This is a genomic window from Oliverpabstia intestinalis, from assembly GCF_009696065.1.
Classification (GTDB): domain Bacteria; phylum Bacillota; class Clostridia; order Lachnospirales; family Lachnospiraceae; genus Oliverpabstia; species Oliverpabstia intestinalis.
This window is the reverse complement of record NZ_VUMS01000010.1, coordinates 1-22,778: the sequence shown is the minus strand read 5'-3', so window position 1 is coordinate 22,778 and position 22,778 is coordinate 1. Positions and strand designations below refer to the sequence as shown.

Below are 22,778 nucleotides of genomic sequence, written 5' to 3'. Positions count from 1 at the left end.
ATGAAGCTACTGATTTTGGATGAAAATGTCTGAAAACAAAACAGATCACGTAATTCAGTTTTCTGCAAAATAAGAGGAAACTATATTTGAATAAAAGAAAAACAGGACAGGAGCAGGAGGTGAAAGCCGCCTGCTTCTTGAAAACACAGGGATACCAGATACTGGAACGAAATTACCGCTGCAAAAAAGGAGAGATCGACCTGATCGCCCGGGAGGGGCAGTATCTGGTATTTGTGGAAGTGAAATACAGATCAACAAACGAAAGCGGTCTGCCGGAAGAAGCCGTAGATCTGCGGAAACAGCGACAGATCTCCCGGGTGGCAGCCTGGTATCTGACAGAGAACGGTCTGGATATCTATACACCGTGCAGATTCGATGTGGTGGCGATTGAGGGAGAAGAGATCCGGCTTTACCGGGATGCATTTTTCTACCAGGGTTAAAAGAAGAAATCTGGGAGACAGAAACATCTGCAAATATGGAAAAACGGATAGAAAGTCTTTCAAAAAAGATGAAATACAGAAAACAAACAGCCAGTATCAGAAAATAAAACAGTACAGCAGGAGAGCAGATTATGGACATTCATTGGAAACAGGAATATACAGGAGATATGGAAGTCAGAAAACGTGATGGTGTAACTTACCTTTCTTATCCAAGACTGGAACGGGAATCCGCCATTGTACACGGTTTCAGCACCCGTCTGGGCGGTGTGAGTGAGGGCTGTCTCGGAAGCATGAATCTCAGCTTTTCCAGAGGTGACAACCCGGAAAATGTACTGGAAAACTACCGGAGAATCAGCAGAGCCATCGGATTTCCGGTAGAAAGCATCGTTACTTCTGATCAGACTCATACGACAAATGTGCGCCAGGTAGGAAAAGAAGACTGCGGATGCGGCGTTCTGACGCCACGGACCTTTCACGACATCGACGGTCTGATCACCAACGAGCCGGCTGTAACTCTTGCTACGTTTTACGCCGATTGCGTCCCCTTATATTTCTATGATCCAACCCACAAAGCCATCGGTCTGTCCCATTCCGGCTGGCGGGGAACCGTAGGAAACATCGCAAAAGCAACCGTAGAAGCCATGCAGAAAGCCTATCACACCGACCCGGCAGACCTCATCGCAGCCATCGGTCCCTCCATCTGCCAGGACTGCTACGAAGTAAGCGAAGACGTCATCGAAGAATTCCGCCAGGCTTATCCGGAAACCCTCCACAAAAAACTCTTCTACCGTAAACCCAACGGAAAGTACCAGCTAAACCTCTGGGAAGCCTGCCACCAAAATTTCCTCACCAGCGGCATACGTGAAGAAAATATCCTCACCCCCAACCTCTGCACCTGCTGCAACCCCGATTTCCTCTACTCCCACCGCGCCTCCCACGGCAAACGAGGGAACCTTGCAGCCTTCCTGGGACTACGATAAAGAAAGAACCATATACATAGAAAAACACTGTGTACGCTCAAATAACCATTATTATAATGGGAAATTGAGTTGTTACACAGTGTTTTTATGTACAAATATAATGTGATTATATGCAGAAAATTACTATCGATATATGCATTTAAAGACAACTATCTAAAAACATCAAACACCTTCCGAAAAGTAATCGAGTTTCCGCCAACATCAGTAAACGATCCCCCGGATCGTTTACGTACGCCTTAAAAAAACTTTTCTAAAAAACTCTATTTTTTCTCTTCTCTGTTCTTAGCAAGCAATTTCGTAATCTTAGAAGTCGTAGACCGAACCTTCTCAACCGAAACATCATGATTCAGAGTATCCATAATACTTGCCAGATATTTACCCATAGCAGCAGGCTCATAATAAGGACGATCCAACAACTCCGGTGTATGATAATTCAGGTCCGTAGTAATCACTTTATGGATATAACCCTTTTCATAATACTCATCAAACTTCTCCAGTCCATCTGTAAACAGGCCAAACGTAGTACAAACAAATACACGATTTGCATTCCGATCTTTCAGCTGTTTTGCCACATCCAGCATGCTCTCGCCGGAAGAAATCATATCATCAATAACGATCACATCCTTGCCGGCTACAGAGTCGCCCAGGAACTCATGAGCAACGATTGGATTTTTACCATTTACAACGGTAGAATAATCACGACGTTTGTAGAACATACCCATATCAACACCAAGAATATTGGAGAAATATACGGCTCTTGCCATAGCACCTTCATCCGGGCTGATGATCATCAGATGTTCGTTGTCGATCTGCAGATCCGGTACGGAACGAAGCAACGCTTTCAGGAACTGATAAGTAGGCATGAAATTATCAAAACCGGACAGCGGAATCGCATTCTGTACACGAGGATCATGAGCGTCGAAAGTGATAATATTGGAAACACCCATACTAACCAGCTCCTGCAGAGCCATTGCACAGTCCAGAGATTCACGTTTGCTGCGTTTATGCTGTCTTCCTTCATACAGGAACGGCATAACAACGTTGATACGGTGAGCTTTTCCTGTAGCAGCAGCGATGATACGTTTAAGATCCTGGAAATGATCATCCGGAGACATATGATTTTCATAACCATTTACTTTATAAGTGATACTGTAGTTGGTGATATCGCAAAGAATGAAAAGATCCACTCCACGGATAGATTCGTTGATGACACCTTTTGCTTCACCGGTACCGAAACGAGGGCAGTCACAGTCAATAAGGAAAGATTCCTCTGCATATCCTGACCATGCGATGCCGTTAGTCCGGTGCTCCATAAGCTCTTTACGGAACTGAACCAGATAATCATTGACGGTTTTTCCCAATTCTTCACAGCCTTTCAGCGCTGCGATTTTAATAGGTGCGACTGGAATGGATTTTTCCAATAAGTCTAAGTTTGCCATAATAACCTCCAAATAAAGTGATTTAACCTGTTGTATTTTACACGATTTTTACAGACATAATAGTTATACCATTAGAAACTAAAGCCCGTCAAGAATATGTAGAATTCTTGTGAAAAATAACGGGAAAAACAGTATTTTTCGGCTTTTCCTTGACAATTCTGGGCGGTTTCTATATAGTAAGGTAGCGGAAAGAACCTGAAAATGTTCGTAAGTGTTCAATACTTGTAACTGTTCAGTACCCTCACGGTTACGAGTCAAAATACCTCGCGGAATATTTCCGGTTGAATAGTTATAATTGTTCTTACCAGGAGAACGGAGAAAGTTGAATGAAAAAAAACAAACATATTATAAAGATGGTTCAGCCCGGGAGTATAGCCGAAGAACTGGAGATCGAACCGGGAGATGAACTGATTTCCATCAATGACCAGAAGATCGAAGATGTTTTCGATTATCATTATCTGGTAAACGATGATTATCTGACAGTACTGATCCGTAAGACCAACGGGGAAGAATGGGAACTGGAGATTGAAAAAGATTATGAGGAAGATCTGGGGATCGAGTTCGATAATGGACTGATGGATGAATATCGTTCCTGCAGAAACAACTGTATTTTCTGTTTTATCGATCAGATGCCGCCGGGGATGCGGGAAACTTTGTATTTTAAAGACGATGATTCCCGCCTTTCTTTTTTGCAGGGTAATTATGTAACACTTACAAATATGAGTGATCATGACATCGACCGTATCATAAAGTACCATCTGGGGCCAATCAATATTTCTTTCCAGACAACCAATCCCCAGCTTCGCTGTAAGATGCTCCATAACCGGTTCGCCGGGGATATTTTTCCAAAGGTGCAACGGTTATACGAAGCCGGAATTGAAATGAATGGTCAGATTGTTCTGTGTAAAGGCGTGAATGACGGAGAGGAACTGGAACGGAGTATCCGGGATCTCAGCCGGTATCTGCCGCATCTTCGAAGCGTCTCGATCGTTCCTGTTGGACTGAGTAAATACAGGGATGGTCTGTACCCACTGGAGCCATTTACAAAAGAAGATGCTCAAAATGTACTGGAATGCGTTCACAGATGGCAAAAAATGCTGTATGCTGAATATGGCCTGCATTTTATTCATTGCAGTGACGAATGGTATATCCTGGCAGAGCAGTCCATGCCGCCGGAAGAACAGTACGATGGATATCTGCAGCTGGAAAATGGCGTAGGTATGCTGCGGCTTTTGGATACTGAGATACAGGAGACGGTGCAGGGTCTGGAGGGAAATGACACGCTTCGACATTTTTCGGTAGCGACCGGAAAACTGGCAGCGCCTTATATAGAAAAGAATATTTCGTATGTTCAGGAAAAGTTTCCGAATATTCATGGGACGGTCTATGCGATCCGAAACGACTTCTTTGGTCCGATGATCACCGTATCCGGTCTGATCACAGGACAGGATCTGATCGCACAGCTGAAAGATCAGGATCTTGGGGAACGACTTCTGATCCCGTGCAATATGCTTCGTGCGGGAGAAAATGTGTTCCTGGACGATATTACCGTAGAAGAAGCAGAAGAAGCGTTACAGATAAAAATCACTGTGGTAAATGAAGATGGTGCATCTTTTGTACACGCAGTGGTAGATGATACAATATTGGAAAATCATAAAAGGAGGCAGATCTATGAGCAAGCCGATTGTAGCAATTGTGGGACGACCTAATGTGGGTAAATCCACATTATTCAATGCCCTGGCAGGAGAGACTATTTCCATTGTAAAAGATACACCGGGTGTAACAAGAGACCGTATCTATGCGGATGCAACCTGGTTAAACTACAGTTTTACACTGATCGATACCGGCGGTATTGAGCCGGAGAGCAAGGATGTCATCCTGGCGCAGATGAGAGATCAGGCACAGATCGCGATTGATACCGCAGATGTTATTATTTTTATCACCGATGTGCGCCAGGGACTGGTAGATGCCGATTCCAAAGTGGCTGATATGCTGAGAAGAAGTGGCAAACCGGTACTTCTGGTGGTGAATAAAGTAGACAGTTTTGCAAAATTCATGCCGGATGTATACGAATTCTATAATCTTGGCATCGGCGATCCGATTCCGATCTCCGCATCCAGCAAGCTGGGTATGGGTGATATGCTTGACGAAGTGGTAAAATATTTCCCGACCGAAGAAGAGGAAGAGGAGGAAAATGAGATTCCTCATATCGCTATCGTAGGAAAACCAAACGTAGGAAAATCCTCTATTGTCAATAAATTACTGGGACAGAACCGTGTGATCGTATCAAATGTTGCTGGAACCACCCGTGATGCCATCGATACCAACGTGATGTGGAACGGAAAAGAATATGTATTTATCGATACCGCAGGTCTTCGAAGAAAAAATAAGATCAAAGAAGAACTGGAACGTTACAGTATTATCCGTACCGTAACGGCTGTAGAACGTGCCGATGTGGTCATCGTGGTCATCGATGCGGTAGAAGGGATCACGGAACAGGATGCGAAGATCGCCGGTATTGCTCATGAACGTGGAAAAGGTGTTATCATTGCAGTGAACAAATGGGACGCGGTCGAGAAAGATGATAAAACCATTTACAAATATACAAATAAGGTTCGTGAAGTCCTGGCGTACATGCCGTATGCGGAAATCCTGTTTATATCCGCTCAGACCGGACAGCGTCTTCCAAAACTGTTCGAGACGATCGATATGGTACTGGAAAATCAGACACTGCGTATCCAGACCGGTGTACTCAACGAGATCATGACGGAAGCGATCGCGATGCAACAGCCACCGTCAGACAAAGGAAAACGTCTGAAACTGTACTATATGACACAGGTATCCATCAAACCGCCGACATTTGTTATCTTTGTCAATGATAAAGAACTGATGCATTTTTCTTATACCCGTTATCTTGAAAACAAGATCCGTGAAGCATTCGGTTTCAGGGGAACTTCTCTGAAGTTTATCATTCGGGAAAGAAATGGTGAAAAATAAGAATTATTAGATCCGGGGAGGGATATTTATGGAACGGATTCTCTGTGTTCTGATCGGATATATCTGTGGACTTTTCCAGACCTCTTATCTGTATGGAAAAGTACACGGTATCGATATCCGTAATTACGGAAGCGGAAATGCCGGAACGACCAATGCACTGCGTACACTGGGCGCAAAGGCAGGAGCAATCACACTGCTTGGAGACTGTTTTAAATGTGTGATCGCGGTTGTGATCGTACATCTGATTTTTGGAAAAAGCCATCCGGAGATGATCCGGCTGCTGGGAATGTATGCGGCAGCGGGAACGATCCTCGGACATAATTTTCCGTTTTACCTGAACTTTAAAGGAGGAAAAGGAATTGCTGCCACAGCAGGTCTACTGTTATCGTTTGATCTGCGGCTGACACTGGTTGCAGCTATTGTGTTCCTTGCAGTATTTTTCCTTACCCACTATGTATCACTGGGATCTCTGCTGGTTTATGTGGTATTTGTGGCAGGTATCATTATCATGGGACAGAACGGACAATTTACGGGAATGAGTCAGGCAAATATTTATGAAATGTATGTGCTTGCCATCTTGCTTGCCATCCTTGCATATTACAAACACTGGCCGAATATTCTGCGTCTGATCCATGGAAATGAAAATAAAACATATCTGAAAAAGAAAAAAGCATAATGGAGGTGTCGTATGAAGAAAATCGGCGTACTGGGAGCCGGAAGTTGGGGAACTGCCCTCACGTGGCTTCTGACAAATAACGGACATGAAGTAACTTTGTGGTCTATCATGGAAGCTGAAGTGGAGATGCTTCGCACAAAAAGAGAACATACTTCCAAACTTCCGGGTGTAAAACTGCAGGAAAGTATTCAGTTGACAAGCAATCTGGAAGAAGCAATGGCAGACAAGGATGTACTGGTACTGGCAGTACCTTCTCCATATACCAGAAGCACCGCACAGAAGATGGCACCATATCTGAAAAAAGGCCAGATTGTTGTCAACGTGGCGAAAGGTGTGGAAGAGCATACGCTGATGACTTTAAGTCAGATCATCGAAGAAGAACTGCCGGAAGCAAATGTTGCCGTATTATCCGGTCCGAGCCATGCAGAAGAGGTTGGAAAAGGTCTTCCGACAACCTGTGTGGTGGGAGCGAGAACGAGACAGATAGCAGAATATCTGCAGGAAATCTTCATGAGTCCGGTTTTCCGTGTTTACACAAGTCCGGATGTTCTTGGTATCGAACTGGGAGCGGCCTTGAAAAATGTCATCGCGCTGGCCGCAGGTGTAGCAGATGGTCTTGGCTACGGAGACAACACAAAAGCAGCTCTGATCACCAGAGGAATCGCAGAGATCTCCCGCCTTGGTATCGCAATGGGTGCACATGCGAGAACCTTTTATGGACTGTCCGGTATCGGTGATCTGATCGTTACCTGCGCAAGCGTACACAGCCGTAACCGTAAAGCAGGTTATCTGATGGGCAAGGGATATACCATGCAAGAAGCCATGGATGAAGTCAAGATGGTGGTAGAAGGGGTATATTCTGCGAAGGCAGCACTGGGACTGGCTGAAAAATATGGGGTGGAAATGCCGATTATTGCGGAAGTCAATAAAGTGTTGTTTGAAGATAAGAACGCTGCGGATGCGGTGAATGAGCTGATGCAGAGAATGAAAAAGGATGAGCTTGGAGTTGAACTCTGGGATGATGAGAAATAGAAGAGTGATGTAAAACGGACGACCGCCCGGGAATGATTCCCGGGCGGGCTGCATTTTATATACCTTAATCCTTTAGATCACGAAACCCTGCATATCCTCCGGTATCCCTGCACTTCTGAATTTCTCATCCAGGGCATCGATCGTCTTCATTTCCATGTCGGTCAGTTCGAAATCAAAAATATCTGCATTTTCCGCAATCCTCTCAGGATTTACCGACTTCGGAATAGCAGAGATTCCTTTCTGTACCAGCCACCGCAGACCTATCTGTGCCGGCGATTTTCCGTAAGTTTCTCCTATATGAATCATTGTATCTTTTTTGAGATAAGCCCCACGGGCAAGCGGTGCATAAGCCTGTACGGCAATGCCTCGTTCCTTACAATACTCGTACAGGTCTGACTGATTCCACAGTGGATGATACTCTATCTGATTCACTGCCGGAACGATTCCGGAAGTCTGAAACAGTGCTTCCAGATGGGAAATCTCAAAATTACTTACGCCAATCGCTTTTGCCTGACCGGATTCCCGGATACGCTCCAGCGCCTGCCAGGAATTGATAAAACAACCGGGTACCGGCCAGTGGATCAGATAAAGATCCACATAATCAAGTCCGAGTCGATCCAGACTTCGTTGAAAGGCCCCGTCAATATCTCCGATTCGCTGTGCGGTATTCCATAATTTTGTTGTGATAAAAAGTTCTTTCCGTGGAACAGAAGAAGAACGGATCCCCCGCCCTACCCCCTCTTCGTTTTTATAAGCAGAAGCTGTGTCAATTAACCGATAGCCAAGATCCAGAGCGGTGGAGATAGCGCCTTCCACTTCACCGGGTGCGGTAGCTTTATATACGCCAAGCCCCAGAAGCGGCATGCTGGCATTTGTGTTCAAAGTCAATGATGGGATGTTTGACATGATGTAAACCTCCTCTCGTAACATCCGGCATTTCCGAAAAGCACAAAAATGACCGAAAATCCCAATTTCCGTCCATTATACCATGGAAATGTGAAATAATTAGGGCAAAAATATTACGAAGCTGTGACATGAAGGCGATACGGAAGATCAAAGACCCTATCCCCGGGATAGGATAAACCATCAACGATACATGTTAACGAATTAACAAAGCAAAGCGTGAAAATCGGAGACTGCGTCATTTCTTACAAAAATCCCCTGTTGTATATAAAAAAGTACAGCTGAATTTATAAATATTTTGCATAGATTCTATTGAATACCATAGGGAAAAGGAGTATAATAAAACATAATTGACAAAAGATTGTCATATCCCCCATTGGGGGAAAAGCAGAGAAAGGAGTAGGACATGCACTTATTAAAAGATGAGAACGGAAATGTAATTCCACATGGTGATGGCCCTGCCCATAAACATGAGCATGACCATGGCTGTGAAGAACATGCATGCGACGGATGCAGTGGCGGTTCTGACAAATGTAAGAACGAATCTGTAGCACTGTTAAACTATATGGTGGATCATAACGAACATCATGCAGCAGAACTCGATCAGATGGCTGACAACCTGGCAAAACTGGGTATGGATACAGCTGCAAAGCAGATCAAAGAAGCAGTAGCTGATTTCCAGAAAGGCAATCTCAGATTGCGTCTGGCACTCACAACAGTAAAAGAAGAGCTGAAAGAGTTTTAATCAGTGTTTTACAGACTGCATATGACATCTTGGTAAAAGGAGGAATAGCAAATGTGTCTGGCTACTGTATATAAAGAAAGCGATGATACTGTCATCTGCCGGAATGTAAGCAAGATTCTGGTAGAGGGTGAAAAAGTTATTATCCGCGATATCATGGGAGAAGAGACCAGCATTGAAGGAAAGATTCTGATGGTCGATCTCGCAAACAGCATTGTAAAATTACAGTGCGATTAATGATAAGGTCATAAGATGTAATAATCTTATAAGATAGATTCTGACTATTCAGTAGATAGTAACTGTGAAGAAACTGAGCAGTTACGATAGATTCTACACTGATAAGGCAGAACTTAATAACAAGAAACTATCAGAAAGGATAAGAAAATGTCACATGTAATTGCAGTCGCAGGAAAAGGTGGAGTTGGAAAAACCACACTGTGTGGACTTCTGATTCAGTACCTCTGCGAACAGAAAAAGGGACCGATTCTGGCAGTGGATGCAGATGCGAATTCTAATCTGAATGAAGTACTCGGCGTAGAGGTAGAAGCTACACTGGGTGATATCAGAGAAGAAATTGCCAGAGCGGAAACGGCAAAAGAAAATCCGATTCCTGCGGGAGTGAGCAAGGCTGATTATGCTGAGTTCAAATTTAATTCCGCGCTGATCGAGGATGATGACTTCGATATGCTGGTGATGGGACGTACCCAGGGAAAAGGATGCTACTGCTTTGTAAACGGACTGTTACAGGCACAGCTTGCCAAACTGCAAAACAATTATCCGTATATGGTTGTGGATAATGAAGCAGGAATGGAACACATCAGCCGCGGAGTTCTTCCGAATATGCAGACTGCTATTTTAGTCAGCGACTGTTCCAGAAGAGGAATCCAGGCAGTGGGACGAATCAAAAAACTGATCGAGGAATGCGATATGCATCCACAGCAGATCGGGCTGATCGTAAACCGTGCGCCGAACGGTGTTCTTAATGAAGGAACCAAAGAGGAGATCGAGATCCAGGGCCTGAACCTTCTGGGTGTGGTTCCTCAGGATGAACTGGTATATGAATATGACTGCGAAGGAAGACCAACCGTTGAACTTCCGGAAGATTCACCGGTTCGAAAAGCGATGAGTGAAATCGTCAAAAAACTGAATTTATAATTCATTATCAATGCGGATATTACCGGAGAGATAATCTCCGGAGTGTCTTCGCCCGGAAGATACACAAAACCACACTTCCGGGTGAAAGAATATATAATAGCCATAAAAGCGGAGAAAAGCGGAGGAATGGCTATAAAACAAAAGGAGGAAAAAAATGAGCGAATTTAAGATGACTACCGTTGAAGAGATGGAAGCAGCCACCAACCGTCTGTTGGAAACGGGAGCAAAAGTAGGAGCTGACGCATGGCAGTTCCGTGTAAAAAACCAGACACCACACTGTAAATTTGGTGAACAGGGTGTCTGTTGTAGAATCTGTGCAATGGGACCTTGCCGTATTACCCCGAAGGCTCCGAGAGGAATCTGCGGATGTGATGCTCACGGTATCGTAGGACGTAACTTCCTGAAATTCACAGCAGGTGGAGCAGCTACTCACTCTGACCATGGTCGTGAGATCTGCCACACACTGTATTGTGCAGCAGAAGACGGAAACTACAAAGTAAAAGATCCTGAGAAACTGCTTCGTATCGCAAAAGAATGGGGCGTAGAGACAGAAGGAAAAGATATCTATGATCTGGCTCATGAGATGGCTGAGATCGGTCTGATGGAATATGGTAAACCATTCGGATATCAGAGATTCCTGGACAGAATGCCGGAAGGACAGAAAGAAAAACTGATCGAGAACGAGATTGCACCGCGTGCGATCGACCGTGAAGTTTCCACTTCATTACATATGGCTCATATGGGATGCTCTTCTCTGCCGGAAGCACTGGTAAAACAGTCTCTGCGTGCCGGAATGGCAGATGGATGGGGCGGTTCCATGATGGGAACAGAGTTCTCTGATGTCCTGTTCGGAACTCCGAAGCCAATTGATACAGAAGCAAACCTGGGTGTTATGGTTGCCGAGAATGTAAACATCGTTGTACACGGACATGATCCGAGCCTTTCCGAGATGATCTGCGAATATGCTGACAGCCCGGAAATGATCGCATACGCAAAAGAAATGGGAGCAAAAGGAATCACTGTATCCGGCGTATGCTGTACTTCCAATGAAGTAGCTATGCGTCGCGGTATTCCGATGGCAGGTAACTTCCTGCAGCAGGAAAACGTTGTTCTGACAGGTGCATGTGAAGCAATCGTTGTAGACGTACAGTGTATCTTCCCGGCGTTAGGACCTCTGAGCAAATGTTTCCATACAAAATTCGTGACAACTTCTCCGATCGCTCAGATGCCAGATTCTGAATTTATCCGTTTCAACGCTGAGACAGCAGGAGAAAATGCAAAAGCAATCGTAAAGATGGCAATCGAAAACTTCAAGAACAGAAAACCGGAACTGGTACATATCCCGGATATGAAAGCAAAAGCAACCGTTGGTTATTCTGTAGAAGCAATCGTAAAAACTCTGGATGGAGTTACCAACAGCCAGGTTGACGAAACCGGAACAACAAAACCACTTCTGGAATGTATTACTTCCGGTGTTATCCGTGGTGCCGTTGCTATGGTTGGATGTAACAATCCGAAGATCCGTCCTGACTATGCACATATCGAGCTGATGAAGAAACTGATCGCAAACGATATCGTTGTTATCGCTTCCGGATGTTCCGCACAGGCAGCAGCAAAAGCCGGTCTGATGGACAAATCCGCAAAAGATATCTGTGGTGCAGGTCTGAAACGTGTATGTGAACTGGCTGATATCCCGCCGGTACTGCATATGGGATCCTGTGTAGATATCTCCCGTATGATGATCCTGGCAGCTGAACTTGCTAAAGATTCCGGTCTGCAGATCAATCAGCTTCCTGTAGTTGGATGTGCTCCTGAATGGATGTCCGAAAAGGCAGTATCCATCGGTAACTACGTAGTAGGAACCGGTATCGATACCTTCCTGGGTGTTGATCCTTATGTATCCGGTTCCAGTGAAATGTGTGAACTGCTGACAGAAGGAACCAGAAAATGGACAGGTGCTGCTTACACAGTAGAAACAGATATCGAAAAACTGACCGATCTGATGATAGAAAGAATCGAAGAGAAGAGAACTGCTCTTGGTATTTAATCGATAAGATCGCTCATCTGTATGATGCCGGGATCTGGAATTTCCAAACCCGGCATCGGATACAAATATAATGATAAGGTGGATGACTAATTATGAAGATTGCAGTTACCGGTAAAGGCGGCGTGGGAAAGACAACGTTTGCGGCTACTCTGGCGCGTCTGTATGCGGAAGAGGGGCGGCATGTACTGGCAGCCGATGTGGATCCGGATGCGAATCTGGGACTGGCTCTTGGATTTTCAGAAGAAGAGCTGGATACGATCGTTCCGATCAGCAAGATGAGAAAACTTGTAGAGGAACGTACCGGTGCTGGACCGGATAATCAGTATTACAAGATTAATCCGAAGGTAGACGATATTCCGGATGCATACGGAAAAGTGTGCAACGGAGTAAAACTCCTGGTTCTTGGAACAGTGGAGACTGGCGGTGCCGGATGTGTCTGCCCGGAACATGTGATGCTCAGAAGAATTATTAACAACCTGGTACTTCACAGAGGTGATGTAGTGGTGCTGGATATGGAAGCCGGTCTGGAACATATGGGTCGGGGAACCACAGAAGGTATGGATCAGTTCATCGTAGTGATCGAACCTGGATCAAGAAGTGTACAGACTTACAAGAATGTAAAACGTCTGGCAAAAGATCTCGGTGTGAAACAGGTACACGTGGTTGCCAATAAGATCCGGGATGAAAAAGATGAAGAATTTGTAAAAACACATATTCCGGCAGAAGATCTGCTGGGATTCATTCACTACAACACGGAGATTATGGATGCGGACCGTCAGGGCTGTTCTCCATACGACTACAGCAAATCGGCAGTAGATGAGATCCGTAAAATCAAAACGACCATCGATAAAATCGATGATTGCGATAAATAATCGTTTAGGAGGAAAAAACATTGACATTATTTGAAAGAGTATTCAATGGAAATGATGCTGTATACGGTCTGACTGAACAGGCAATTGATGCAGCAATTGCGCAGCATGGTGAAGAGAAAGCAGTCAGCTTTCCAAACACTGCTTACTGCCTGCCTTGCTATTACGCTGTAACAGGTGTAAAGGTTACTAATCTGAAAGAATTAAAGGAAGCACTGGGAGTTGTTAAAACTCTTATGACAAGAGAGCCACGTCTGAATGACGCTTTTATGTCTGGCGTTGCTACAGCACTGTGTGCGGAATTTATCGAAGCTTTAAAATATATTGACGGTGCTACTCCATACGAAGAGCCATTATACGGACATCTGGCAGATGCAGTGATCCGTGAACTGGGTGTACCGCTTGTAACAGGTGATATCCCTGGTGTAGCTGTTATCCTGGGATCCGCTCCTACAGTAGAAGAAGGTGTTGCACTGGTAAAATCTTATCAGGCACAGGGTATTCTGGTAACACTGGTAGGCGGTATCTGTGATCAGGTAGCAGAAGCAGGTATGGCTACCGGCGCAAACGTACGTGTTATCCCGCTGGGTAAAGATGTAACAGCAGTTATCCATGTAGTATCCGTAGCTCTGAGAGCAGCTCTGATCTTCGGTAACGTAACACCTGGTGATGCTAAGACTCTGATGGAATACACCATGCAGCGTGTACCGGCATTTGTTAACGCATTCGCTCCTCTGGATGACGTAATCGTAGCATGTGGTGCTGGTGCTATCGCACTGGGATTCCCGGTAATCACCAACGAAACAGAAAACATCGCACGTGTTCCGAAGAGCCTGATTGTTCAGGAAGATGTAAGCAAATTCAATGCAACATCTCTGGAAGCTCGTGATATCAAGATCAAGATCACAAACATCGATATCCCGGTAGCATTTGCATCCGCATTCGAAGGTGAGATCATTCGTCGTGGTGACATGCAGGTTGAATTCGATGGTTCCCGTGTTGACTGTGCTGAGCTGGTTCATACTGTTGATGCCAGTGAGATCGAAGATCATAAGATCACAGTTGTAGGACCGGAAGTAGATGACATGGAACTGGGAAGTAAAAACAGCATTGCATATGTTGTTAAAGTTGCCGGTAAAAACATGCAGCCTGACTTTGAACCGGTTATCGAGCGTAAATTCCATAACTACATCAACTGTATCGAAGGTGTATACCATACCGGACAGAGAGATATGCAGCGTATCCGTATCAGCAAAAACGCATTTGCTGCAGGATTCCGTCTGAAACATATTGGTGAAGTTCTGTATGCATCCGTTAAAAATGAATTTGAAGCAGTTGTTGACAAATGTGAAGTTATTATTTACACAGATCCTGCAGAGTGTACAAGAATCCGTCACGAAGTTGCTATCCCGACATTCAACAAACGTGATGACCGTCTGAACAACCTGACAGATGAGTCTGTAGATGTATATTACAGCTGTATCCTGTGCCAGGCATTCTCCCCGAGCCACGTATGTGTGGTTACACCGGAACGTCTGGGACTGTGTGGTGCCGTTTCATGGCTGGATGCAAAAGCTACCAACGAGCTGGATCCGAACGGACCTTGCCAGGTAATTACAAAAGAGCGTCCGATCGATGAAAGAATCGGTGAATATGAAGACGTTAACGAAGCTGTTAAGAGACTGTCTCAGGGTGCTCTGGAAGATGTATCCCTGTATTCTATCATGGAAAAACCAATGACATCCTGTGGATGTTTCGAGTGTATCTGTGGTATCGAGCCATTCTCCAACGGTGTATGTATCGCCAACCGTGAGTACGCTGGTATGACTCCTCTGGGAATGACCTTCCCTGAACTGGCATCTATGACCGGTGGTGGAGTTCAGACTCCTGGATTCATGGGACATGGTAAACACTTCATCGCTTCCAAGAAGTTCATGAAAGCAGAAGGCGGTATCGAACGTATCGTATGGATGCCAAAAGAACTGAAAGAATTCGTAGCAGACAGACTGAACCAGACAGCAAAAGAACTGTATGGTATTGATAATTTCACAGATATGATCGGTGATGAGACTGTAGCTACAGATCCGGAAACTCTGGTAGAATTTTTAACAGAAAAAGGTCATCCGGCACTTGGAATGGACCCGATGATGTAATATAATTAGTAATGGAAGAAAGTGGCTGACAAATGCCTGGCATTTTTCTATGCCAAATGTCAGAGGATTGTCAGCCATAAATAAATATTAAGGAGGCTAATGAGAATGCCGTTTAATCGTAAACCACAGAAATTTAATGCATCTATCAAAGAAGTAACAATTGGATGCGGTGAAAAAGCAGTCACATTAGGAGGGGAAAATGTTTATCCTTTCTACTCATTTGATGGAGAAATCACCAATGCACCAAAAGTAGCCGTTGAAATTTCCGATATGGGAGTTCCGGAAGTAGCAGGTCTGAAAGCTTACTATGAAGGATGTTCTACCATGGCTGAAATCGCAAAACGCGCTTCTGAAATGGAAGGTGCTGATTTTGTTTGCCTGCGTCTGGAAGGCGGAGATCCGAACGGAGCAAACAAATCCGTAGACGAACTGATTGCAGTTGTAAAAGAAGTTGCAGATGCAATCGACGTACCGTTAGCTGTAGAAGGCTGCAAAAACGTAGAAAAAGATGGAGAACTTCTTCCAAAAGTTGCAGAAGCACTGCAGGGCAAAAACGCTCTGATCCTTTCTGCAAGAGAAGAAGATTATAAATCTGTTGGAGCAGCAGCAGGTCTTGCTTACGATCAGAAAGTAGGAGCTGAATCTGCAGTAGATATCAACCTGGCAAAACAGCTGAATGTAGTTACTACTCAGCTGGGTGTTAAACCGGAAAGCATCGTTATGAATGTTGGTTCTGCAGCCGTTGGATATGGTTATGAATATGTAGTATCTACTATGGACCGTATCAAAGCAGCAGCACTGTCTCAGAGTGATGCCATGCTCCAGATGCCTATCATTACACCAGTATCTTCCGAAACATGGAATGTAAAAGAATCCATGGCTTCCGAGGAAGATATGCCGGAATGGGGACCAGTAGAAGAACGTGCAATTTCTATGGAAATCATGACCGCAGCAGCCGATCTGGCCTGTGGATCTGATGCCGTAATTTTAATGCATCCTCAGTCTGTAGCAACCATTTCTAAAATGATTAAAGAATTAGTTTAAGTGTAAGCGATAGAACAGGAGGATAAAAACTATGGCATTATCAGGTATTCAGATTTTTAAAATGTTACCAAAGAAAAACTGTAAAGAATGTGGATGCCCTACTTGTATGGCATTCTCTATGAAAGTAGCACAGGGCGCACTGAAAATCGAACAGTGTCCACACGTTTCTTCGGAAGCTCTGGAAGCTCTGTCTGAAGCTACTGCACCGCCAATGAAGACCATCAAAGTCGGAACAGGCGAAGGAGAGTACACACTGGGTGGAGAAACCGTTCTGTACAGACATGAGAAAACATACGTAAACAAAACAAGATACGCAGTATCTCTGTGCAGCTGCATGGACGATGCTACTATCGATGCTAAGATCGCAGCTATCCCGGCAGTAGATTACGAACGTATCGGTGAGCGCATGCATGTTGAGATGATCTATGTCAACTATGGCGCTGAAGCCGGTGCAGACAAATATCTGGAACTGGTGAAAAAAGCTGTTGCTACCGGAAAAACTCTGGTACTGGGTTGTGACGACGTTGAAGTTGCAAAAGCAGCTCTGGAAATCGCAAAAGCCGTAAAACCGATTCTGAATGGTGCAAATGCTTCCAACTACGAAGCAATGAATGCTCTTGCAAAAGAAGCAGATGTTGTTTTAGGTGTAAGCGGTGCAAATCTGGATGAAATCTATGACACTGTTGCAGCTCTGGAAAAAGCAGGAAACAAAAACCTGGTAATCGATGCAACAGGAGCTTCTATCAAAGAGACTTATGCAAACGCAGTACAGATTCGTCGCGCAGCACTGAAAGATCAGGACAGAACTTTCGGTTACCCGACTATCGTAAATACATCCAAACTGGCTGTAAAAGACAAATATATGCAGGAAGCACTGGTTTCCCTGTTCACAATGAAATACGGTTCTATCGTAGTTGTTGACGAACTGGGATATGCAGAAGCTCTGCCTCTGTTTGGTCTGCGTCAGAACGTATTTACCGATCCTCAGAAACCAATGAAAGTAGAACCGGGTCTGTATCCACTGAACGGTGCAGATGAGAATTCTATCTGTCTGACAACTGTAGACTTCGCACTTACATATTTCATCGTATCCGGCGAGCTGGAAAGATCAGGAGTACCTGTAAACCTGATCATCAACGATGCAGGTGGACTTTCCGTACTGACATCCTGGGCAGCAGGTAAGTTCTCCGGTACATCCATCTCTACTTTCGTAAAAGAAAACATCGAAGGTAAAGTAAAATCCAGAAAACTGATCATTCCTGGTAAAGTTGCCGTTCTGAAAGGTGATCTGGAAGCAAAACTTCCTGGATGGGAGATTATCGTAGCTCCTCTGGAAGCAGTACAGCTGGTTAAATTCCTGAAAGATATGAAAGAAGCAGGCGAACTGTAAGATTTCTGGTTCCTCAGGAATACCGGACATGTGAAGAAAGACCGGAATCCTCTTCGCGGGGATTCCGGCAAATAAATATAATTAAAGGAGACACACACTATGGCAAAATTTGTAACAATTGGTGAGAGACTTTCCACCACAGCTCCGGCAGTAAACAAAGCATTTATGGAAAGAGATCCTGAACCGATCCTGAAAAGAGCAAAACAGCAGCTGGATGCTGGTGCTGTATATCTGGATGTAAACATCGGACCTGCTGACGGATACGGCGAAGATCTGATGAAATGGGCAGTACAGTTACTGCAGAGCGAATTCGATAACGTTCCGCTGGCACTGGATACTTCCAACAAAGCAGCTATCGAAGCTGGTATCTCTGTATACAACCGTTCCAAAGGAAAACCAATCGTAAACTCTGCAGATGCAGCTGGAAGAATCGAGAACATCGACCTGGCAGCAGCAAATGATGCCATTGTTATCGCTCTGTGTAACGGTGAAGGAATCGCTGCAGATAATGACGAACGTATGGGTTATCTGACAATGCTTCTGGAAAGAGGTCTGGAGCATGGTATGGCAGAAACAGATATGTGGTTCGATCCTCTGTTCCTGGTAGTAAAAGGAATGCAGGACAAACAGATGGAAGTCCTGGAATTCATCAAAATGATCTCCGACATGGGACTGAACTCCACAGGTGGTCTGTCTAATAACTCCAATGGTATGCCGAAGAATATCCGCCCGATCATGGACTCTGCACTGGTTGCTATGGCTATGATGAATGGTCTGACATCCGCAATCGTTAACCCTAACGACCTGCGTCTGATGGAAACCATCAAATCCTGTGATGTTTTCAAAGGCAATACTCTGTACGCAGATTCTTATCTGGAACTGTAAGATGCGCACAGCGGCGTACAAAGCAGATGTCGCAAGCGACCGCTACTGGCGCGAGAATGTGTCTTGACACATTCTATTACAGAAAAGTAAGTAACTATTCAGTAGCCACTGTCCCGCGAGGTGTTTTGACATGAATATGTCAAAGTCCTGAGACATACAAGCCAAAATGTCATCACCGAAGGTGATTTTTTATGCATTTTGGCTCGTAACTGTGAAGGTACTGAACAGTTACAAAAATAATTATAATACTGCTGATAATGAGGCCGTCGCCACTAGTCTTTTCAGGCTGAGGTGACAGCCTCCTTTCACAAATTCGAAAAAGAGAGGCTTAAATCATGTTTAAAGTAACTTTTCGTTTTGAAAACGGTGAGACCGTAGAGGGTTTTGCGGCAGCCGAAGAGAATCTTCTGGAGGTTGCAAGAAAAACGAATGTAGCAATTGATGCCCCTTGTTCCGGTAACGGTTCCTGCGGAAAATGTCGTGTGAAACTGTTAAAAGGAACTCTGAATTCGCCAAGAACCAGACATATTACAGAGGAAGAATATGCAGAGGGGTGGAGATTGTCCTGTGCGAGTAAAGTGGAAGATGATATCGAGGTGGAAGTACCGGATATCGCGTCTGCCTATCGCAGCAGAATGAAGGTTGCGGATTTAAGTTCCCCGGAAGAAGTAGCTATTTTTGACAATGCCAAAGCAGATGTTGAGGCGGCGGGAATCGTTCTGAAAAACGATATGGAAGTGGTAGATGTTACCATGGATGCTCCGTCTCTGGAAGACACCATGCCGGATAATGAACGGCTGATGCGTGCACTGAAAAAACAGATGCAGGCAGAACATGTGATTCTTCCATATACTGTAATCTGCAAGATGGCAGATGTGCTGCGGGAAACTAATTTTTCTGTTCGCTGTGTGATCGGAAGAACAGGAAGCCAAGGCAATGTTTTCGTCTATGATATTTTTCCGAAAGATGCTGAAGTAGTGATCGGCGGACTTGCTATTGATATCGGTACTACAACAGTATCCGCATTGCTGATCGATATGATAAGTGGTGATATCCTTGGAAAAGCATCCTCAGGAAATGGTCAGATCCGTTATGGAGCAGATGTTATCAACCGAATCATCGAATCTGCAAAACCTGGCGGAAGACGCCGCCTGCAGAAAGCGATTATTGATGAAACAATCAATCCGCTGATTCAGCAGATGTGTCGTGCGGCAAAATTCCCGAATAAACAGATCTACCGTATGTGTGTTGCCGGTAATACAACTATGAATCATTTGTTTGCCGGAGTGAATGCAGATCCGGTTCGTATGGAACCGTATATACCGACATTCTATAAGACAAATTCGCTGTATGCATCTGACCTTGGTCTGACAGTGAATCCGGATGCACACATAATTATAGCTCCGAATATCGGAAGTTATGTGGGTGGAGATATCACTGCAGGTACACTGGTCAGCATGCTGTGGAATAAACCGGAATTTTCCCTGTTTATCGACCTTGGAACCAATGGTGAACTGGTATTTGGTAACTCTGATTTCATGATGAGTTGTGCATGTTCGGCTGGTCCTGCCTTCGAGGGTGGAGATATCAGCTGTGGTATGCGTGCAACAGATGGGGCAATCGAGGCATGTACTATCGATAAAGAAACTATGGAACCGTCCTTTACGGTCGTAGGAGATCCGGGACAAAAACCGATTGGTCTGTGTGGCTCAGGAATCATTGATGTGATTAGTGAACTGTTTTCCGCAGGAATTATCAATCCGAAAGGAAAATTCGTGCGGGAAGGCGAGCGTATCCACCGGGATAAATACGGTATGGGAAGCTATGTTCTGGCATTCCAGAAGGATGCAGGTGCAGAGAAAGATGTTGAGATTACAGAAGTGGATATTGACAACTTTATCCGTGCCAAAGGTGCAATTTTTTCAGCCATCCGTACGATGCTGAATTCTCTGGAATTCGATGTGTCGATGATTGAAGAAGTGTATGTAGCCGGTGGTATCGGAAGCGGCATCAATATGAAGAATGCGGTCAATATTGGAATGTTCCCGGATATTCCTCTGGAAAAATTCCATTATATTGGTAACTCTTCTCTGTCCGGTGCCTATACCATGCTTCTTTCCAAAGAGGCAGAACGCAAAACCTACCAGGTTGCATCCAATATGACGTATCTGGAACTGAGTACTGTACCGACTTATATGGATGAATTTGTTGCGGCATGCTTTATTCCGCATACTGATACCAGTATGTTCCCGTCCGTTTCTCAGCAGTAAAGACAGACATGCAGGAGAGAACAAAGATGGAATTACAGTATGAAAAAGACAGTAAGGAAAGAATTCCTTATGAGCACTATATGGAACTGTTTCAGAAAGCAGATCCGGCAGAAATCAGTGCAAGAACAGGGATTCCTTACGACAAACAATCACAGACCTTTAATCTTCATCTGTTGGGTGTTGCTTATCAGGTACATTTTCCGGATTATGTGGTAACACACGATCCGGAAAGCACGGTAGGATATTATCCTCTGGAAGCAGCAATCAATGCCCGGATTCTGGTACTTCGTTACCTGGTGGAAGGACACAGCGCTCCGTCTACCGGAAAATATCTGACGTATCGGGAAACACCGTGGGGAACTGTATATCTGAAACAGTTTCAGGGCAGATGTCTGATGCGTCTTGCTTATGGATTTGGCAACAAACAGGAGGCGTTCCGGTCTGCAATGGAAAAGATTGGTGCGACACCTCTCGAGCACGGCGATATCGCTTATGAATTCGAAGTGATTGATGGGTTCCGTGTACAGATGATCTTATGGGCAGGTGATGACGAATTTCCACCGTCATCCCAGATTTTATTCTCTGACAATTTTCCCATTGCTTTTCAGGCAGAGGATATGGCTGTAGTGGGCGATATATCAATCACTATGATAAAAGCACTGGCATAATAAAATCAGAATTTTACGGATGTATTATTTGTAGAAAAGTAACGATTCAGGAGATATGGAACCGTTACGGGAAAGATAGAAAATGGGGAATGACTTTCATTCCCGACAGTAGGAGAATGTAAATGAATAAGGATAGTAGAGTAAACATTGCGCGTAAAGTGCTTCAGGATGGGAAGTTGCCTGTTGACGAAGGAAACCGCGAAATATTTCCACGATGTAATGTTGCGTCCGCTACTGCATTAAAGATAGATTCAGTCGCTGTGTTATCTGCCTTTGGTGTAGTATACTGCTATACCTGAGAAAGGAAAACGTATGAAAAAACTGAATGTTAAAACTATCGTTTTTGCAGCTGTTTTAGTGGCAATGAATCTGGTGTTGAGCCGGGTGCTGGCAATTAATATTGGCTCCACCCTTCGAATTACAGTAAGTGCAACACCGATTTATCTGGCAAGTCTCTGGTTTGGACCGCTGGTAGGGGGAATCTGCGGTGGTCTGGGAGATCTGCTGGGATGTCTGATCCAGGGATATGCACCGAATCCATTGATTCTGGTGTCTTCTGTGCTGGCAGGTGTGATTCCTGCAGTATTTAAGAAATATGTCTTCAGGGATAAAGTGAATACTTGGAAAATAGCAGTTATGCTGATTGTTCATGGAATCGTAGGCTCTCTGGGATTTACCGTCGTAGGATTGCATGTATACTATGCGACCCCATGGAGTGTGCTGTATGCCACAAGAGTCATACAGACGATTGCACTGACAATTGCAAATACAATTCTGGTTTCTGTTTTATATCAGAGTGCACTGACTACTTATGTGAATCAGGTATTTGCTCTGCAGAGAACCAGAGAAGTATAAAAGATAACTGTAAAATAAGAAAACAGTTATCATAAAAGGAGGTAAATGATATGGGATACAAAACAGACATTGAGATCGCACAGGAATGCGAAATGAAACCGATCACCGAGATCGCAGCAAAAGCAGGTATTGATGACAAATATCTGGAACAGTACGGAAAGTACAAAGCAAAGATCGACTACAATCTGCTGAAAGAATCTGACAAAAAAGATGGTAAACTGATTCTGGTTACC

Annotated in this window: 21 protein-coding genes and 1 riboswitch; of the genes, 19 read left to right on the top strand and 2 right to left on the bottom strand. The window is 44.5% G+C overall.

Features of this window, described 5'->3' with window-relative positions; genetic code table 11:
• The first annotated feature begins 86 nt into the window (after positions 1 to 86).
• Positions 87 to 440 carry a YraN family protein gene (locus FYJ57_RS06610; protein ID WP_154432099.1) on the top strand — a complete coding sequence of 118 codons (354 nt, stop codon included), beginning with the start codon at positions 87 to 89 and terminating at the stop codon, positions 438 to 440.
• 131 nt (positions 441 to 571) lie between these two features.
• Positions 572 to 1,420 carry a peptidoglycan editing factor PgeF gene (gene pgeF / locus FYJ57_RS06605; RefSeq protein ID WP_154432098.1) on the top strand — a complete coding sequence of 283 codons (849 nt, stop codon included), beginning with the start codon at positions 572 to 574 and terminating at the stop codon, positions 1,418 to 1,420.
• A 260-nt stretch (positions 1,421 to 1,680) separates the two neighbouring features.
• On the opposite strand, the gene FYJ57_RS06600 is transcribed toward pgeF, so the two are convergent.
• Positions 1,681 to 2,859 (bottom strand): ribose-phosphate pyrophosphokinase, encoded by a 1,179-nt coding sequence (locus tag FYJ57_RS06600; protein WP_106492527.1) that lies wholly within the window; start codon positions 2,857 to 2,859, stop codon positions 1,681 to 1,683.
• Positions 2,860 to 3,185: 326 nt separating this feature from the next.
• Here FYJ57_RS06600 and FYJ57_RS06595 point away from each other — a divergent pair, with 326 nt between their 5' ends.
• The 4 genes from FYJ57_RS06595 to FYJ57_RS06580 are packed head-to-tail and all read left to right on the top strand — an operon-like array spanning position 3,186 to position 7,564.
• Positions 3,186 to 4,568: a DUF512 domain-containing protein gene (locus tag FYJ57_RS06595; protein ID WP_106492526.1), complete on the top strand. Its 1,383-nt coding sequence runs from the start codon at positions 3,186 to 3,188 to the stop codon at positions 4,566 to 4,568.
• Entirely contained in the window at positions 4,531 to 5,856 is a 1,326-nt protein-coding gene (gene der / locus FYJ57_RS06590) for a ribosome biogenesis GTPase Der (protein ID WP_022171176.1), read from the top strand. Before FYJ57_RS06595 ends, der begins: the two co-directional genes overlap by 38 nt.
• A 28-nt stretch (positions 5,857 to 5,884) precedes the next feature.
• On the top strand, positions 5,885 to 6,532 hold the full coding sequence (gene plsY / locus FYJ57_RS06585) for a glycerol-3-phosphate 1-O-acyltransferase PlsY (protein WP_022171175.1): 648 nt from the start codon (positions 5,885 to 5,887) through the stop codon (positions 6,530 to 6,532).
• 12 nt (positions 6,533 to 6,544) lie between these two features.
• On the top strand, positions 6,545 to 7,564 hold the full coding sequence (locus FYJ57_RS06580; RefSeq protein ID WP_022171174.1) for an NAD(P)H-dependent glycerol-3-phosphate dehydrogenase: 1,020 nt from the start codon (positions 6,545 to 6,547) through the stop codon (positions 7,562 to 7,564).
• Positions 7,565 to 7,636: 72 nt separating this feature from the next.
• On the opposite strand, the gene FYJ57_RS06575 is transcribed toward FYJ57_RS06580, so the two are convergent.
• On the bottom strand, positions 7,637 to 8,470 hold the full coding sequence (locus FYJ57_RS06575; RefSeq protein ID WP_022171173.1) for an aldo/keto reductase: 834 nt from the start codon (positions 8,468 to 8,470) through the stop codon (positions 7,637 to 7,639).
• A 403-nt stretch (positions 8,471 to 8,873) separates the two neighbouring features.
• Here FYJ57_RS06575 and FYJ57_RS06570 point away from each other — a divergent pair, with 403 nt between their 5' ends.
• The 13 genes from FYJ57_RS06570 to FYJ57_RS06510 all read left to right on the top strand — a co-directional run.
• Positions 8,874 to 9,212, top strand: a complete 339-nt coding sequence (locus tag FYJ57_RS06570; protein ID WP_154432097.1) for a DUF8180 domain-containing protein — start codon at positions 8,874 to 8,876, stop codon at positions 9,210 to 9,212.
• A gap of 51 nt (positions 9,213 to 9,263) precedes the next feature.
• On the top strand, positions 9,264 to 9,446 hold the full coding sequence (locus FYJ57_RS06565) for a CooT family nickel-binding protein (RefSeq protein ID WP_022171171.1): 183 nt from the start codon (positions 9,264 to 9,266) through the stop codon (positions 9,444 to 9,446).
• 147 nt (positions 9,447 to 9,593) lie between these two features.
• Entirely contained in the window at positions 9,594 to 10,364 is a 771-nt protein-coding gene (locus tag FYJ57_RS06560; protein ID WP_154432096.1) for a nucleotide-binding protein, read from the top strand.
• A gap of 154 nt (positions 10,365 to 10,518) precedes the next feature.
• On the top strand, positions 10,519 to 12,411 hold the full coding sequence (gene cooS / locus FYJ57_RS06555; protein WP_154432095.1) for an anaerobic carbon-monoxide dehydrogenase catalytic subunit: 1,893 nt from the start codon (positions 10,519 to 10,521) through the stop codon (positions 12,409 to 12,411).
• Between the two features lie 92 nt (positions 12,412 to 12,503).
• On the top strand, positions 12,504 to 13,283 hold the full coding sequence (locus FYJ57_RS06550; RefSeq protein ID WP_022171168.1) for an ATP-binding protein: 780 nt from the start codon (positions 12,504 to 12,506) through the stop codon (positions 13,281 to 13,283).
• Between the two features lie 20 nt (positions 13,284 to 13,303).
• Entirely contained in the window at positions 13,304 to 15,433 is a 2,130-nt protein-coding gene (gene acsB / locus FYJ57_RS06545; RefSeq protein ID WP_154432094.1) for an acetyl-CoA decarbonylase/synthase complex subunit alpha/beta, read from the top strand.
• 105 nt (positions 15,434 to 15,538) lie between these two features.
• Positions 15,539 to 16,477 carry an acetyl-CoA decarbonylase/synthase complex subunit delta gene (acsD, locus tag FYJ57_RS06540; RefSeq protein ID WP_106492516.1) on the top strand — a complete coding sequence of 313 codons (939 nt, stop codon included), beginning with the start codon at positions 15,539 to 15,541 and terminating at the stop codon, positions 16,475 to 16,477.
• 31 nt (positions 16,478 to 16,508) lie between these two features.
• Positions 16,509 to 17,867, top strand: coding sequence for an acetyl-CoA decarbonylase/synthase complex subunit gamma (acsC, locus tag FYJ57_RS06535; protein WP_106492515.1), 1,359 nt, complete (start codon positions 16,509 to 16,511; stop codon positions 17,865 to 17,867).
• A gap of 99 nt (positions 17,868 to 17,966) precedes the next feature.
• Complete coding sequence (gene acsE, locus FYJ57_RS06530) at positions 17,967 to 18,752, top strand: carbon monoxide dehydrogenase/acetyl-CoA synthase methytransferase subunit (RefSeq protein WP_022398442.1); 786 nt, start codon at positions 17,967 to 17,969, stop codon at positions 18,750 to 18,752.
• Between the two features lie 335 nt (positions 18,753 to 19,087).
• Positions 19,088 to 21,022 carry a corrinoid activation/regeneration protein AcsV gene (gene acsV, locus FYJ57_RS06525; protein WP_117524638.1) on the top strand — a complete coding sequence of 645 codons (1,935 nt, stop codon included), beginning with the start codon at positions 19,088 to 19,090 and terminating at the stop codon, positions 21,020 to 21,022.
• A gap of 26 nt (positions 21,023 to 21,048) precedes the next feature.
• Positions 21,049 to 21,690 (top strand): DUF3786 domain-containing protein, encoded by a 642-nt coding sequence (locus tag FYJ57_RS06520; RefSeq protein WP_106492513.1) that lies wholly within the window; start codon positions 21,049 to 21,051, stop codon positions 21,688 to 21,690.
• A 134-nt stretch (positions 21,691 to 21,824) separates the two neighbouring features.
• A riboswitch (THF riboswitch) is annotated at positions 21,825 to 21,926 on the top strand.
• Positions 21,927 to 22,002: 76 nt separating this feature from the next.
• Entirely contained in the window at positions 22,003 to 22,545 is a 543-nt protein-coding gene (locus tag FYJ57_RS06515; protein ID WP_022171443.1) for a folate family ECF transporter S component, read from the top strand.
• 50 nt (positions 22,546 to 22,595) lie between these two features.
• A partial coding sequence (locus tag FYJ57_RS06510; protein WP_154432093.1) for a formate--tetrahydrofolate ligase occupies positions 22,596 to 22,778 on the top strand: 183 nt, incomplete at its 3' end.

Coding starts and splice junctions, on each gene's coding strand:
- FYJ57_RS06560 (WP_154432096.1), top strand. CDS start 9,594: ATGTCACATGTAATTGCAGTCGCAGGAAAAGGTGGAGTTGGAAAAACC.
- acsV (WP_117524638.1), top strand. CDS start 19,088: ATGTTTAAAGTAACTTTTCGTTTTGAAAACGGTGAGACCGTAGAGGGT.
- acsC (WP_106492515.1), top strand. CDS start 16,509: ATGGCATTATCAGGTATTCAGATTTTTAAAATGTTACCAAAGAAAAAC.
- der (WP_022171176.1), top strand. CDS start 4,531: ATGAGCAAGCCGATTGTAGCAATTGTGGGACGACCTAATGTGGGTAAA.
- plsY (WP_022171175.1), top strand. CDS start 5,885: ATGGAACGGATTCTCTGTGTTCTGATCGGATATATCTGTGGACTTTTC.
- FYJ57_RS06580 (WP_022171174.1), top strand. CDS start 6,545: ATGAAGAAAATCGGCGTACTGGGAGCCGGAAGTTGGGGAACTGCCCTC.
- acsE (WP_022398442.1), top strand. CDS start 17,967: ATGGCAAAATTTGTAACAATTGGTGAGAGACTTTCCACCACAGCTCCG.
- FYJ57_RS06595 (WP_106492526.1), top strand. CDS start 3,186: ATGAAAAAAAACAAACATATTATAAAGATGGTTCAGCCCGGGAGTATA.
- FYJ57_RS06550 (WP_022171168.1), top strand. CDS start 12,504: ATGAAGATTGCAGTTACCGGTAAAGGCGGCGTGGGAAAGACAACGTTT.
- acsD (WP_106492516.1), top strand. CDS start 15,539: ATGCCGTTTAATCGTAAACCACAGAAATTTAATGCATCTATCAAAGAA.
- FYJ57_RS06575 (WP_022171173.1), bottom strand. CDS start 8,470: ATGTCAAACATCCCATCATTGACTTTGAACACAAATGCCAGCATGCCG.
- cooS (WP_154432095.1), top strand. CDS start 10,519: ATGAGCGAATTTAAGATGACTACCGTTGAAGAGATGGAAGCAGCCACC.
- pgeF (WP_154432098.1), top strand. CDS start 572: ATGGACATTCATTGGAAACAGGAATATACAGGAGATATGGAAGTCAGA.
- FYJ57_RS06515 (WP_022171443.1), top strand. CDS start 22,003: ATGAAAAAACTGAATGTTAAAACTATCGTTTTTGCAGCTGTTTTAGTG.
- FYJ57_RS06570 (WP_154432097.1), top strand. CDS start 8,874: ATGCACTTATTAAAAGATGAGAACGGAAATGTAATTCCACATGGTGAT.
- FYJ57_RS06565 (WP_022171171.1), top strand. CDS start 9,264: ATGTGTCTGGCTACTGTATATAAAGAAAGCGATGATACTGTCATCTGC.
- FYJ57_RS06520 (WP_106492513.1), top strand. CDS start 21,049: ATGGAATTACAGTATGAAAAAGACAGTAAGGAAAGAATTCCTTATGAG.
- FYJ57_RS06600 (WP_106492527.1), bottom strand. CDS start 2,859: ATGGCAAACTTAGACTTATTGGAAAAATCCATTCCAGTCGCACCTATT.